This window comes from Paludibacter sp. 221 (assembly GCF_010501035.1).
GTDB lineage: Bacteria > Bacteroidota > Bacteroidia > Bacteroidales > Paludibacteraceae > QVMH01.
This window is the reverse complement of the sequence record NZ_QVMH01000023.1, coordinates 3106-16096: the sequence shown is the minus strand read 5'-3', so window position 1 is coordinate 16096 and position 12991 is coordinate 3106. Positions and strand designations below refer to the sequence as shown.

12 protein-coding genes and 2 tRNA genes are annotated in these 12991 nt (G+C 41.5%); 3 read left to right on the top strand and 11 right to left on the bottom strand.

Annotation, left to right across the window (positions count from 1 at the left end; translation table 11 throughout):
• Positions 1-161 precede the first annotated feature (161 nt).
• Positions 162-246 (bottom strand) — tRNA-Leu (locus D0T49_RS06690).
• Positions 247-255: 9 nt separating this feature from the next.
• A tRNA-Gly gene (locus tag D0T49_RS06685) sits at positions 256-328 on the bottom strand.
• Positions 329-624: 296 nt separating this feature from the next.
• Between D0T49_RS06685 and D0T49_RS06680 the strand changes: the two genes are divergently transcribed.
• Positions 625-1203 carry an outer membrane beta-barrel protein gene (locus D0T49_RS06680; RefSeq protein ID WP_163629825.1) on the top strand — a complete coding sequence of 193 codons (579 nt, stop codon included), beginning with the start codon at positions 625-627 and terminating at the stop codon, positions 1201-1203.
• 322 nt (positions 1204-1525) lie between these two features.
• Here the strand turns inward: D0T49_RS06680 and D0T49_RS06675 are convergent, their stop codons facing one another.
• The 4 genes from D0T49_RS06675 to D0T49_RS06660 form a co-directional block, all read right to left on the bottom strand.
• Positions 1526-1720, bottom strand: coding sequence for a winged helix-turn-helix domain-containing protein (locus D0T49_RS06675; RefSeq protein ID WP_163629824.1), 195 nt, complete (start codon positions 1718-1720; stop codon positions 1526-1528).
• A gap of 101 nt (positions 1721-1821) precedes the next feature.
• Entirely contained in the window at positions 1822-2619 is a 798-nt protein-coding gene (gene rnc / locus D0T49_RS06670) for a ribonuclease III (protein WP_163629823.1), read from the bottom strand.
• 6 nt (positions 2620-2625) lie between these two features.
• Complete coding sequence (gene fabF / locus D0T49_RS06665) at positions 2626-3888, bottom strand: beta-ketoacyl-ACP synthase II (RefSeq protein ID WP_163629822.1); 1263 nt, start codon at positions 3886-3888, stop codon at positions 2626-2628.
• Positions 3889-3918: 30 nt separating this feature from the next.
• Entirely contained in the window at positions 3919-4155 is a 237-nt protein-coding gene (locus D0T49_RS06660) for an acyl carrier protein (RefSeq protein WP_163629821.1), read from the bottom strand.
• 158 nt (positions 4156-4313) lie between these two features.
• Between D0T49_RS06660 and D0T49_RS06655 the strand changes: the two genes are divergently transcribed.
• The gene (locus D0T49_RS06655; RefSeq protein ID WP_163629820.1) at positions 4314-4874 is read left to right on the top strand and encodes a phosphoribosylglycinamide formyltransferase; all 561 of its coding nucleotides are present in this window, start codon (positions 4314-4316) and stop codon (positions 4872-4874) included.
• Between the two features lie 249 nt (positions 4875-5123).
• Here D0T49_RS06655 and D0T49_RS06650 read toward each other — a convergent pair whose 3' ends face one another.
• The 5 genes from D0T49_RS06650 to D0T49_RS06630 all read right to left on the bottom strand — a co-directional run bounded on the left by D0T49_RS06650 (position 5124) and on the right by D0T49_RS06630 (position 10920).
• Positions 5124-5504, bottom strand: coding sequence for a RidA family protein (locus D0T49_RS06650; protein WP_163629819.1), 381 nt, complete (start codon positions 5502-5504; stop codon positions 5124-5126).
• Between the two features lie 293 nt (positions 5505-5797).
• On the bottom strand, positions 5798-6862 hold the full coding sequence (locus D0T49_RS06645; RefSeq protein ID WP_163629818.1) for a bifunctional 3-deoxy-7-phosphoheptulonate synthase/chorismate mutase type II: 1065 nt from the start codon (positions 6860-6862) through the stop codon (positions 5798-5800).
• A 72-nt stretch (positions 6863-6934) separates the two neighbouring features.
• Positions 6935-8149: a pyridoxal phosphate-dependent aminotransferase gene (locus D0T49_RS06640; RefSeq protein ID WP_163629817.1), complete on the bottom strand. Its 1215-nt coding sequence runs from the start codon at positions 8147-8149 to the stop codon at positions 6935-6937.
• 21 nt (positions 8150-8170) lie between these two features.
• A complete protein-coding gene (locus D0T49_RS06635) occupies positions 8171-9043 on the bottom strand; it encodes a prephenate dehydratase (protein ID WP_163629816.1) in 873 nt (290 codons plus the stop codon).
• Positions 9044-9909: 866 nt separating this feature from the next.
• On the bottom strand, positions 9910-10920 hold the full coding sequence (locus D0T49_RS06630; RefSeq protein ID WP_163629815.1) for a radical SAM/SPASM domain-containing protein: 1011 nt from the start codon (positions 10918-10920) through the stop codon (positions 9910-9912).
• Positions 10921-11091: 171 nt separating this feature from the next.
• On the opposite strand from D0T49_RS06630, the gene D0T49_RS06625 reads away from it, so the two are divergent.
• Positions 11092-12798, top strand: a complete 1707-nt coding sequence (locus tag D0T49_RS06625) for a tetratricopeptide repeat protein (RefSeq protein WP_163629814.1) — start codon at positions 11092-11094, stop codon at positions 12796-12798.
• The last annotated feature ends 193 nt before the right edge of the window (positions 12799-12991 follow it).

Below are 12991 nucleotides of genomic sequence, written 5' to 3'. Positions count from 1 at the left end.
AAATTGGTTCAACATAAAGATGCTTAAAGTTTTTGTGTATTTTTAATAGAAACGTGATGTTGAGGATAGCGAGCGAAGCGAGAAAAGGGAATTTGTTTCAGTAATCAAAAGAAAAACGCCTATAAATTGTTAGTTATAAGCGTTTTAGTTAAATGTAAAAGTACTCGAGGCGGGACTTGAACCCGCACGGCCGTAATGGCCACAGGATTTTAAGTCCGGCGTGTCTACCAATTCCACCACTCGAGCAATCCTGAGAGCGAAAGACGGGATTCGAACCCGCGACCCTAACCTTGGCAAGGTTATGCTCTACCAACTGAGCTACTTTCGCGTATGCCTTACTTTAGTTGCCTAAAGCGGGTGCAAATATAGATTATTTTTTTTATTTCCCGAAATTTTCTGCGAAAATTATTTGAATACTTTGGTGGAGTTATAAAGAATGGCATGCTTAATATAGCTTTCATCTTTTCAGAAACTTATTTTTCGAGCTTTTCTTTCCCGTTTTTATTAAAAAAGCACGTTGTAAGAGATAGTTTGTTAAATTTGTAACTCTTCACCTTTCTCGGATGATCATTTTGATCTTGTATATAGGCGGTTTGGGTGTTGTGTGCTATATTTAAAAACTGTATGAAAAAAATATTACTAATATTGTTTGTACTGTTGTTTGTAAATAATATACAAGCTCAGAGCGCGGAACAGAAAAAAAATTCGGAGTTCGGCCGGATTGTTTTAACCTTGGTGCGCAACCTGAATGCGGGTTACAGTTTTAACAACACTACTAACTATCGTCTGAGCAGCTATCATGCCGGAACAAATTATACTCAACCATTTAAGAGACTGCCGGCGGCAAATTGGCAGTTAGGAGCTTACGCCCGTTGGAGCGATTATCAGATGAAGAACGGGAAACCCGATTTTTCCACTACGTCGGTGTCTGTTCCATTTCGCATAGGGTATAGGGTGTATGCCGACGATAATTTGTCGTTGCGGATAAATTTCGGTCCTACTTATGAGTATGTTTTGCAGGATACATTCAGCAGTAGCGAGGGTAATAGGATACAACGTTCACAACTTTCGCTGTCGGCTGGTGCGGTACTGTCTATTGCTAACATTACCCGCCTGTATGTTTCTTACGAGTATTATCCTATTGGTTTACTGTCCAATGGAGATTTTAAGCGTTCGTCGTTTAACTTTTCAATAGGTTTATAGAAAAACATATATACTCCTATATTACACACTTCGTTATAGAATCAATTAAATAACTGATTCTTAATTTAATAAATAAGCATATAGTACGCCAAGACGCTAAGACGCCAAGAATCTACGAAAAAGAAAATATACAGCATTCGTCTCTTTTGGGTTTGCGTCTTATTTGAAAATCAGGCATCTAAAAAGACGCTATAAAAAACACAAAGTGTTTTTTTAATCCTTTGCGTCATCGCGTCTTTGCGTACAAAATTTAAATAGTTTCTAAAAACGAAAAGAGGCTTTATTTTCATAAAACCTCTTTGTCGTAGTTTTTTGTCTTTTTTTAAGCCAAACGTACGAAAGCTTCGCCTTCGACATCATACAGATCAATTTTTCCTTCGCGAGCCAACCAGCCTAAAGCCATATTCAAATCTTTTTCAGTAAGTTTTGTAGCTTTTTTTACGGCTTTCAGGCTTGCTTCTCCGTTTTCTAATACCGTCCAGATGTGTCCGGCATTGGTTCCGATTTTTTCAAGCATGGTAGTAAGTTGTTTATTAATTTAGGTGCAAAAGTATATATATGTGTTGTAAAACATGTTTTTGAAAAATGTTTTTTCGTTTTTTTAACATGTTTTGTTGGTCACTCAGAGAAAATTTCTGCTTTTTCCTCCTCCATCGGAGATTGTAACAGCTTAACAATAAAATCGGGAGTATTGTTTATTTGCTCGTATGCTATTTTTGAGGCCTTTTGTTCCGATTCCTTTTTGCTGCTTCCGGTAGCTTCACAGATGACGTTGTTTCCAATTTTCAGGCATGTGCGAAAAGTATGACGGTTTTTCACTACAATTTCGTCTATCAGTACAAACTCTGGCTCCAGGTGGTTCTTGTGGCACCATTCAAGCATTTTCGACTTGAAATTTATTTCGTTCTCCAGCAGTTCGTCCCAGTCAAGGAAGTGCTGAAAAAGATAATCCTCTACAAACGATTTGCACTTGCGGTATCCCTGGTCTAAATAAATAGCTCCGAAAAGAGCTTCCAGTGCGTTGCCGTTCAGGTTGTTGTTCGAGTTTTTTATGGTATGTTTGGATGCTACCACATGTTTGTTGAGCCCTATTTCGGCTGCAAGCTGGTTTAGCGATTCGCGGCTTACTATCCGGGAGCGCAGGTTCGTAAGAAATCCCTCCTGCTTGTTAGGGAATCGTTTGTATATAATATCGGTAATAACAGAATTAAGGATGGCATCACCCAGAAATTCAAGGCGTTCGTTGCATGACCCTCGCTTGCCGCCGGCAACAAGAGGAGCCGACTTGTGATGCAATGCCAACTGATAGTATTCTATCTTGTCAGGATAGAATCCCAGCATATTATAAAAAAGCAAATAAGGCTCTTTCTTCTTATTCCGAAGGAGCCTTATTTTACGTATAATGTCTTTTATCACAACCCTTTATTTCGAATACTTTTTGAATATAACACTTGCGTTGTGTCCTCCAAATCCGAATGTGTTGGATAAGGCAGCGTTTACAGTTCGTTTCTGTGCTTTGTTGAACGTAAAGTTCAGCTTATAGTCAATTTCGGGGTCGTCATCTCCTTCTTCGTGGTTGATGGTAGGAGGTACGATGTCGTTTTTAATAGCAAGTACGGCTATCATTGCCTCTACAGCACCGGCAGCACCAAGCAGGTGACCTGTCATTGATTTTGTTGAACTTATGTTTAACTTGTATGCATCTTCTCCAAACACTTCTTTTATTGCCTTAGCTTCCGAAATGTCGCCAACAGGTGTCGAAGTTCCATGAACGTTGATATAATCAATATCCTTAGGTTGTAGTCCGGCATTGTTCAATGCCCTTTGCATTACCAGTTTAGCGCCAAGCCCTTCGGGGTGTGTTGCTGTAAGGTGGTAAGCATCGGCCGACATGCCGCCTCCTACTACTTCGCAGAGTATATTAGCTCCACGTGCTAAAGCGTGGTCTAAGTCTTCCAGAATAAGACAGCCTGCACCTTCGCCCATCACAAATCCGTCGCGGCTTTTGCTGAACGGACGTGAAGCGCGGGTAGGGTCGTCATTGCGGGTCGACAAAGCGTTCATCGAGTTGAAACCACCCACTCCTGCAGGAGTAATGGCAGCCTCGGCGCCACCTGCAAGAATCATGTTGGCTTGTCCCAGTCTTATGTAGTTATATGCGTCAATAAGTGCGTTGGTCGACGAAGCACAGGCTGAACATGTAGAGTAATTAGGGCCACGGAAACCGTATATCATCGAAATTTGTCCCGCTGCAATATCCGAAATCATTTTCGGGATAAAGAACGGATTGAACTTCGGACCGTTTTCTTCGTTTTTGTAATAATACCCTACCTCTTGTTCAAAAGTAAGGATGCCACCGATACCGGCAGCCATTATTACACCCACCTCGTCGCGGTTAAGAGTTTCGAGGTCTACTCCGCTGTTTTCTATAGCTTCTTTAGCCGCAGCTACAGCATATTGGGCATATATATCTACCTTGCGGATTTCTTTGCGTTCGAAATACAACGAAGCGTCAAAGTCTTTCACCTCGCAGGCAAATTGTGTTTTGAATTTTGATGCGTCAAAATGCGTAATAGGTCCGGCTCCGCTTACTCCGTTAACTATGTTGTTCCATGTTTCAGAAACAGACTTACCTAATGGAGTAACCGCGCCTAAACCTGTTACTACTACTCTTTTTAATTCCATAAATAATCAAATGGATAATCGGAGGAATAATTATTTTTGCAAAGCTTCGATATGCTCGATAGCGTCGCCTACAGTTGAGATTTTTTCTGCTTCTTCATCAGGAATTGAGATACCGAATTCTTTTTCGAATTCCATAATCAATTCAACTGTATCTAAAGAATCAGCTCCCAAATCGTTAGTAAAGCTTGCTGATGGTGTTACCTCTGATTCTTCAACACCTAATTTATCAACGATGATAGCTTTTACTTTATCTGCAACTTGTGACATAATTTTGTTTTTTAAAGTTTATAAATAAAATTAGTTTTATAATTTTGCGGTGCAAAGAAATGAATTTTTTTTGACTTGACCTCACATTTTAGTAAAAATTTTCTATTTTTTTGCACAAAAAATAAATTTGTGTGCAAAATTAAAATCGCTAACATAACATGAAAGTAGCCCTTTTCGCCTCAGGTTCAGGTAGTAATGCCGAGAATATTGTCCGATATTTCGAAAATAAAAAAACGCTGGAATTTCCGCTAATCATCTCCAATAAGCCGGACGCCTTTGTGCATGAACGGGCTAAAACGCTGGGTGTTCCTTCCTACACTTTCGCCAAAGAAAGTTTTCAGTCCGGTAGTGAAATACTTGCGTTTCTGAAAGAACATGATATCGAGGCTATTGTGCTGGCAGGCTTCTTGCTGAAAGTGCCGCAGGCGTTAATCAATGCATATCCTGATAAGATTATCAATATTCACCCTGCGCTGTTGCCCAAATACGGTGGTAAAGGGATGTATGGCTCGCATGTGCACAAAGCTGTGAAAGAAGCGGGAGAGAAGCAGTCGGGCATCACCATTCATTATGTGAATGCCAACTACGACGAAGGCAACATTATTTTTCAGGCAAAGTGCACTATCGACCCTACTGATACACCCGCCGATATAGCTGCTAAGGTGCATGAGCTGGAATATCAGCACTTCCCCAAAGTGATTGAACAACTGTGGGGATGATTTTTTGGTGAGTGAGGCTGTCTCAAATATTTTTTGAACGCAGATTATGCAAATTACAAAAATGTAATTTGCATAAATTCAATGATATAAGCTTTGTGCAAATTTGTGTTTATCTGCGTAACTTGCGTTCTTTTTCCTTTTGAGACCTCTCATTGGCGCAAGTTTAGCGTAGCGTAACTTGTGCCAAATCTAAATATTAAGCGGATGAGTTAGATAATAACTTTTAGCTACTCGCTACCCACTACTCACTCACTTCACCGCTATGGTTTCAATCTCGACCAATGCTCCGGCAGGTAGGTCTTTCACGGCAAATGCCGAGCGTGCAGGGTAGTACCCCGATTGGTATACCGATTTGTACACTTCATTCATTGCGCCGAAATACGATATGTTTGTAAGAAATACAGTATGTTTCACCACATCGGAAAAGGTATATCCGGCTTCGGTCAGTATTGCTTCAATGTTTTTGAATACCTGTTCGGTTTGTTCGGCGATGTCTGTAGCGTCTATTTGCCCTGTCGCAGGGTTTACAGGTATTTGCCCTGAAATGTAAAGCGTTCCGTTCACTTCTATTGCCTGACTGTAAGGTCCGATGGCCGCAGGGGCATTAGGCGTGTCGATGATTTTTTTCATATCTGTATTTATTTAGCGTTTATATTCAAATCTTGTATTAATAGGTTTATTTTTTTCGAACACGGACACACTAAGACACGGTGCTTCGGTTTGTTTTATCCATTGTCTTGGCTCTTGACTCTTGATTCTTGGCTCTATTTCTTGGTACGCAAAGACGCTATGACGCAAAGATTTTCATTTCCGTATAGCGGCTTTCAGTCTGCTTTACGGATGTTAGATGTATCGTTTTATTCTATTGGGCGAAAGATTTTTCGCCCCTACAGACATACCTTTACCTCTCTTTTATTCCCTCTCTATTCTTTCATTATTTCCATCTGGTGGCGTACCGATTCCTCATGAATGGCTACCAACACAGTTTTCATAAAGTCGGAGCTCATTCCCATTTGTTCAGCCTGGGCAATACGTTTGCTGAGAATTTCATCGTAACGTTTTTCCTGCAGGATGGGCATGTTGTGTTCTTTCTTATACGTTCCTATTTCTTCAGATACGCGCATACGGCGTGCCAGGAGTTCCAGCATATCGTTGTCTATTTCGTCGATTTGCTTGCGCAGGTTTGCCAGATTTTCGGTGCTTTGGTTGTTCATTTCGCGGATTACTAAATTATTTACAATTAATTCGAGCACATCCGGTGTAACTTGCTGCGAGGCGTCGCTCCATGCCTTGTCGGGGTTGCAGTGCGACTCTATAATCAGCCCGTCGAAGTTCAGGTCCATCGCCTGTTGCGATATAGGCGCTATCAACTCACGTTTACCGCCAATGTGGCTTGGGTCGCAAATGATAGGCAGGTTCGGAATACGGCGGTGCAATTCAATCGGAATATGCCATTGGGGCAAATTTCGGTAAATTTTTTTATCGAACGTGCTAAATCCGCGATGAATTGCACCAATTTTTTTAATTCCTGCGTTATATATACGCTCAATGGCTCCAATCCACAAATCCAAATCCGGATTCACGGGGTTTTTTATCAGTATCGGAATATCCACCCCTACCAGTGCGTCGGCTATTTCCTGTACTGCAAACGGATTGGCAGAAGTCCTTGCCCCAATCCACAGCATGTCTACTCCGTATTTCAATGCTTCGAAAACGTGCTTTGCAGTAGCTACTTCGGTAGCAATGTACATTCCTGTTTCGGCTTTTACGCGTTTCAGCCATTTTAGCCCATCAGAGCCTACTCCCTCGAAACCTCCCGGCTTGGTGCGTGGTTTCCATATTCCTGCTCGGAATATTTTTACTCCGTTGCGTGCAAGGCAGGTAGCTGCTTCCATTACTTGTTCTTCAGTCTCGGCACTGCAAGGGCCTGCTATAACCAGAGGGCGTTTGGCATCTATGCCCGGTAATAATATTGATTCTAATTCCATAATATATGCTTCTTGTTTTTATATTTTTTCTTATTTCAATTTTTTTATAATCTACTCGCTACTCGCTACTCGCTACTCACTCTTAACTCTCCTCAATGCTTCTTCCAGCATGGCCTCGTTACAGCAGAGCGATATACGTACGTATCTTTTGCCTTTATCTCCAAAAATGAAGCCGGGAGTGATGAAAACGTTTTTGTTGTAAAGAATTTCGTCAGCCAGTTCGCCCGAATCGCTGTATTTATCAGGTATCCTTGCCCACACAAACATACCTACCTGATTGGTGTCGTATTTGCACCCAAGGGCATCCATTATGCGGCAGGCTATTGTGCGGCGGCGGGCATATATCTTGTTCATCTCGGCATGCCACGTTTCGGAGTTTTTCAACGCTTGCACTGCTCCCACCATCATGGGGCGGTACATTCCGGAATCGACATTGGATTTTACTTTCAATACCCATTGGATGAACTGCGGGTTGGATGCCAGCATTGCCATACGCCAGCCAGCCATGTTGTGCGATTTACTCATCGAGTTTAATTCTATGCAAATATCCTTTGCTCCTTCTGCCGACAGGATGCTCAGTTTCTCGTTGTTCAGGATGAAGCTGTAGGGGTTGTCGTTGCATATCACGATGTTGTGTTTTTTGCCGAACGCCACCAGTTTTTCAAATAGCTGTTTGGTGGCTTTGGCTCCCGTAGGCATATTCGGATAATTTACCCACATTAGTTTTACATTGCTTAAGTCCATTTTTTCTAACGCTTCGAAATCCGGTTGCCAACCGTTGTTTTCGTCCAGGTCGTACGAAATAATGTTGGCTTCGCACAGGCGGCTTGCCGACGTGTATGTGGGATAACCGGGATTTGGAACAAGTACACTCTCGCCCGGATTGACAAATGCCAGCGTGATGTGCAGGATGCCTTCTTTCGACCCTATGAGGGGTTGTATTTCGGTAGCAGGGTCTAACGTTACATTATACCATTTTTTATACCAGTCGGCAAATCCTTTTCTTAGTTCGGGTAGCCCTACGTAGCTTTGGTAGCCATGTGCATCGGGTTGGAATGCATCGCGACAGAGAGCTTCTACCGTCTCTTCCGACGGTGGAAGGTCGGGGTTGCCTATCCCGAGGTTAATCACGTTTTTTCCTTCGGCGTTCATTTGTGCTACTTCACGCAGTTTTATCGAGAAGTAGTATTCTGATACTGTATTCAGTCGGTTTGCACACCTCACCCCTAACCCCTCTCCTTGAGGAGAGGGGGACTGAGTTTGCGATTGGTTATTGTTTGTGCTCATTGTCTTGGGTTGTATGTTTTTTTATCCTATTTTTTTGTTAGTTAGTGTTTGTACAGCGGCGTTGCCTTGGGCTTTGTATTCGCCCATATTCTGAAAGTCGCTTACCAGCGGGCGTATTGCATCGAGCGATTGCCGGTAGCGGGTATAGTCGTCGAAAGTAAGGTTGATGTAAAATTGGTATTCCCACTCTTTACCGATAATTGGCAGGGATTGGATTTTGGTAAGGTTGTTTTTGTAAAAAGAGAGGATGGTGAGTACTTTCGACAGGCTTCCTTCCTCGTGAGGCAGTGTGAACACAAGTGTTGCTTTGTCTACCTTGTTTATATCAGTCATTTGGTGGGCTTTTTCGGGTTGCGCTACCATCAGGAAACGTGTGAAGTTCCTTTTGTTTGTTTCTATACCTTCGGCAATTATTTCCAACCCGTATTTTTCGGCTGCCAGCGCACTGCATATTGCCCCTACGCCCTTCAAGCCTTTTTCGGCTACCTCTTTTGCCGATAGTGCCGTATCCTCGTTTTCAATGGCTTTCATGTGTTTATGCTTGTCGAGGAAGTCTTCGCATTGCATAAGGGCTATGGGGTGCGAGTGCACCTCTTTGATGTCTTCTAATTTTTGCCCCGGTAGTACTGCCAGATTATGCTCAATCCGTAGTTTATGCTCTCCTACGATGAGGCAACCGCTCTCGCGCAGCAGGTTGTGGTTTTGCAAGAGGCTTCCGGCTATCGTGTTTTCGATGGCTACAATGCCCAATAGCTCTTTGTCGTTTTCAAGCTCGTGAAACAAATCTTTAAACGTGTTGCATGGTACTATTTCAATTTCTTCTCCCTGAAAATACTGGCGGGCTGCAATCTCGTGAAATGCACCGCTTACTCCTTGTATAGCTACTCGTTTCATACTTGTTTAAAGATTTTTGATATAAAAAAAGTCCTGCTCAGTTTACCGAGCAGGACTTCATATATTGTTTAAATTATTTTCTTATTCTATTTTCACATACGATTATCCTGCTCTTACCTCATAAAGTAAAAGTAAAAATAAAAGTATGTAAAAAATCGGTTCATCATAAAATATGGTGTTGCCTTGTATGTTCAAGACTTTGCAAAAGTAATATTATTTTCAGAAAAACAAACGATTTGATGAAAAAAAGTACTACGTAGTTACAAGTTACTTCGCCCTTCGGGCAGTTACGAGTTACAAGAGAGATTTTAGAGCCAAGAATTTTAGGTAAAAGTTGAAAGGTAAAAGTATAAAGTCGCTTGTTTTTTTAAACACGGAGACACGAATTTAATTATTAGTTATTAATGTTTAATTATTATTTAGTTACAAGTTAATAGTTAATAGTTACGAGTTAGAGATAAGAAGTAAGAGATAATTAAGTAACTTTATACTTTTCCCTTTCACCTTTTTCCTCATTCTTATTTCTTTTGTCTTGATTCTTGGCTCTTGATTCTTNCCATATTTGGCGCAAGTCTGTGACTTGTGACTATGTTTTTTTGCAGTTTTAAACTGCATTTGTTTTCGGCACAAGTTACACTACGCTTTCGCTTGCATGCGGTATCCGATACATCGGACTGTTCCATATGCAAATACTGCCTTTCAGGCAGAAGTATACGTTGTAAAATACCTCTGCTGGCGCGGACTTGTAGTCCGTGTCCTGCTTGAAAAGCAGTCATTCTCAAAAATTGCTCTTACGAGCAAGACACGGACTACAAGTCCGCGCCAGCAGAGGGTCTTAACTTCCGACTTCTGATTTCTTAAAAAAGTCAACTGGTGCAATTCCGGCACATTTCAAATTGCGACCTGTTTTCGAGGAATTTCTGTCTGAAACCGGCTGCTTCATTGCTATGCCAACATTCGGCAAATGTTTTCTCGTTTATGTTGCCGTAGGGGTAAGATGAGTCTTTGTCGAAGCAGCACGGCAGTACGTCGCCTTTTACATTTACTACTGCACCGCTCCATAACCGCCAGCAGCGTTTTCTTCGTTTCCCTTTGATGTGGTATTTGCCATCTTCTCGCTTCTCGTATCGTGCATACTTCGCTTTGGTGGTAAGGAGTTCGTGCCCGTTTTCGAAATCGTACAGTTGCGCTGTTTTGAATGTGAGTTTGTCAGCCCCCGATTTTTTAAATACCTTTTTTATTTCCTGCATCTGGTGTTCGTTTGTTTTCAGTACAAGAAACTGCATTTCGATAAGCGGAGTAGCGGATTTTAATTCTTTTTTCCATTTAGCTACATATCCTATTCCTTGCAGAGCTTTTTCCAGCTTTCCTCCCACACGGTATTGCTGGTATGTGTCCTGAGTAGCCCCGTCGACGGATACAATCAGTTTATCCAACCCCGATTCTACCAGTTTTTTTGCCATATTATCAGTCAGGGCTTGCGCATTGGTGGAGGTGGAAGTATATATTTTTGCATTGTGCGCATAGCCTATCAGTTCGGGAATTTCCTTATTAAGCAATGGCTCTCCCTGAAAATAAAAGATGACATGCGCCAAGGTTGGTTTTAGCTCGTCAATCAACTTTTTGTAAAGAAGATTGTTTATTACTGTAGAATCTTTCTTTTTGTGCACGGCTTGCCCTACGGGACATTCGGGGCAGCGGAGCTGGCAGAAGTCGGCAGGCTCTACCGATACGAAAAAGGGTAAAGCATCATTTAATGATAAGCCGCTTGCAGGGGTAGCGGATAAAAACGATCTCCTTAATTTAAAATAGTTGCTTATTTTGTTGTAAGAGAGGTAGGTACAAGTTTTTATAAAAAGTTGGAATGGCTTATACATTGTTCAGGTAGGTATGTTTTGTTTTTATAAAAATGTGTGCCGTGCGTGCAGAAAAAATTGTAAGAATACTTAAAAATAGAATATAGTACGTTGAAAAAAGATATTTTTGTAAGTCAAAGTTAGAAAAAAAAATAATATAAGAGATTAATTTATAACAAAACACAACTATTTATGAAAAAACAGTTATTTCTCGTTGTTTCGATAATGCTTGCGTTGGGCTTTAGCTCATGTAGCAAGAAAATGGGTGAGTTACCACAGGATTTGTTCAAAGTAACTCCTAATCCTTTAGAAGTTAAAGGCGGTAAGATAGACGCTAAGGTAGATGGAAAATTCCCCGAAAAGTATTTCAACAAAAACGCTGAAATTGCAGTAACTCCTGTGTTGAAGTATAATGGAACTGAAACACGCGGTACTACCAAGGTATTTCAGGGCGAAAGCGTAACCGGAAACAATCAGGTAATCAGCAACAAGGAGGGTGGCAATTTTTCTGTTGCTTCTACCTTTAATTATGTTCCTGAAATGGCAAAATCGGAATTATATCTTGATTTTGCGGTGAAGGTAAAAGGTAAAGAAGCTCCTGCTATCCCACAGGTAAAAGTGGCCGATGGTGCGATTGCTACTGCTGAGCTGGCTTCGGCAAGCGCCGGCGAAATAGCTCCGGCCATTACGCCCGACAAGTTTCAGCGTATAATAAAAGAAACTCAGGAAGCTGATATTAAATTCCTTATACAACAGACAACTCTTCGCAACAGCGAAACAAAGTCACAAGAGATAAAAGACCTTACTACTGCTGTAAAAGATGCTAAAAATACCGAAAACAAAGAGGTTTCGAGCCTTAATATCATTGGTTATGCTTCGCCTGACGGACCTTTGGCGCTGAACCGCAATTTGGCCGAAAGACGCTTGGATGTAACTGCAAGCTATCTGAACAGCGAATTGAAAAAAATGAAAGCGAATGTTGCTATCGGTAAAGACTTCACGCCTGAGGACTGGGAAGGTTTCAAAAAACTGATGGAAGAATCGAACATTCAGGACAAACAGTTGATTCTGCGTGTGCTTTCGATGTATTCGGATCCTGAACAACGCGAACGCGAAATTAAAAATATCTCGTCGGCTTACACCGTGATAGCTGATGAAATTTTGCCGCAACTACGCCGCTCGCGTATGCAATTGACGGTGGACGTTATCGGTAAATCGGACGAAGAAATTACCCAGCTTGCCAAAAACAATCCTTCGAGCCTGTCGGCCGATGAATTGCTGTACGCTGCTACTTTGACTAATGACCTGACTGAAAAGGCTGTTATCTATCAGCGTGTAATAAATAATTACTCGAACGATGCCCGCGGATACAACAATCTGGGTATGGTGCGCTACTATCAAGGAAACATTGACGAGGCATTGTCTAATTTTACTAAAGCTGCTCGTATAGCTTCGGATGATGCCAGCATCAACTACAACTTAGGTTTGGTTGCTTTGGAAAAAGGCGAGTTGGATAAGGCTGAGCAGTATTTCGGAAAATCGGCGGGAGCAAATGCTGATTTGAATCAAGCGCTTGGTACGCTGTATGTTGCTAAAGGCGACTATAGTAAGGCAAAAACTACTTTTGGCTCAACAGCTTCGAATAATGCTGCTTTGATGCAGATATTGAATGGCGATTATAATGCTGCGCGCCGTACGCTTTCGGCAGTGTCTAACCCCGATGCTACAACATCTTATCTGGGAGCTGTGATTGGTGCCCGTACCAACGACCGCAACACTGTGTACAATAACCTGAGAGCTGCTATAGCTAAAGACAAATCATTCGCAGCGAAAGCAATAAGCGATATTGAGTTTGCTAAATTTATGGCTGACGAAACTTTTATGTCTATCGTAAAATAGAGATTAAAAAAAATATTTTTGTGTAAACAAACGGTTGTATGAATTTTTCATGCAGCCGTTTGTTCTTTTTTTTGGGGGGAATGGATAAAACCTTAAATATTTGCTCCTAAAAATATAAGCCTTTATTTTTGCATCTACATTCTTCGGATAAAAGTGAAGAATGATTTAGTTAGCTACAAGTTATCAGCTACAA

Coding starts and splice junctions, on each gene's coding strand:
- D0T49_RS06680 (WP_163629825.1), top strand. CDS start 625: ATGAAAAAAATATTACTAATATTGTTTGTACTGTTGTTTGTAAATAAT.
- D0T49_RS06675 (WP_163629824.1), bottom strand. CDS start 1,720: ATGCTTGAAAAAATCGGAACCAATGCCGGACACATCTGGACGGTATTA.
- fabF (WP_163629822.1), bottom strand. CDS start 3,888: ATGGAATTAAAAAGAGTAGTAGTAACAGGTTTAGGCGCGGTTACTCCA.
- D0T49_RS06660 (WP_163629821.1), bottom strand. CDS start 4,155: ATGTCACAAGTTGCAGATAAAGTAAAAGCTATCATCGTTGATAAATTA.
- D0T49_RS06655 (WP_163629820.1), top strand. CDS start 4,314: ATGAAAGTAGCCCTTTTCGCCTCAGGTTCAGGTAGTAATGCCGAGAAT.
- D0T49_RS06650 (WP_163629819.1), bottom strand. CDS start 5,504: ATGAAAAAAATCATCGACACGCCTAATGCCCCTGCGGCCATCGGACCT.
- D0T49_RS06645 (WP_163629818.1), bottom strand. CDS start 6,862: ATGGAATTAGAATCAATATTATTACCGGGCATAGATGCCAAACGCCCT.
- D0T49_RS06640 (WP_163629817.1), bottom strand. CDS start 8,149: ATGAGCACAAACAATAACCAATCGCAAACTCAGTCCCCCTCTCCTCAA.
- D0T49_RS06635 (WP_163629816.1), bottom strand. CDS start 9,043: ATGAAACGAGTAGCTATACAAGGAGTAAGCGGTGCATTTCACGAGATT.
- D0T49_RS06630 (WP_163629815.1), bottom strand. CDS start 10,920: ATGTATAAGCCATTCCAACTTTTTATAAAAACTTGTACCTACCTCTCT.
- D0T49_RS06625 (WP_163629814.1), top strand. CDS start 11,092: ATGAAAAAACAGTTATTTCTCGTTGTTTCGATAATGCTTGCGTTGGGC.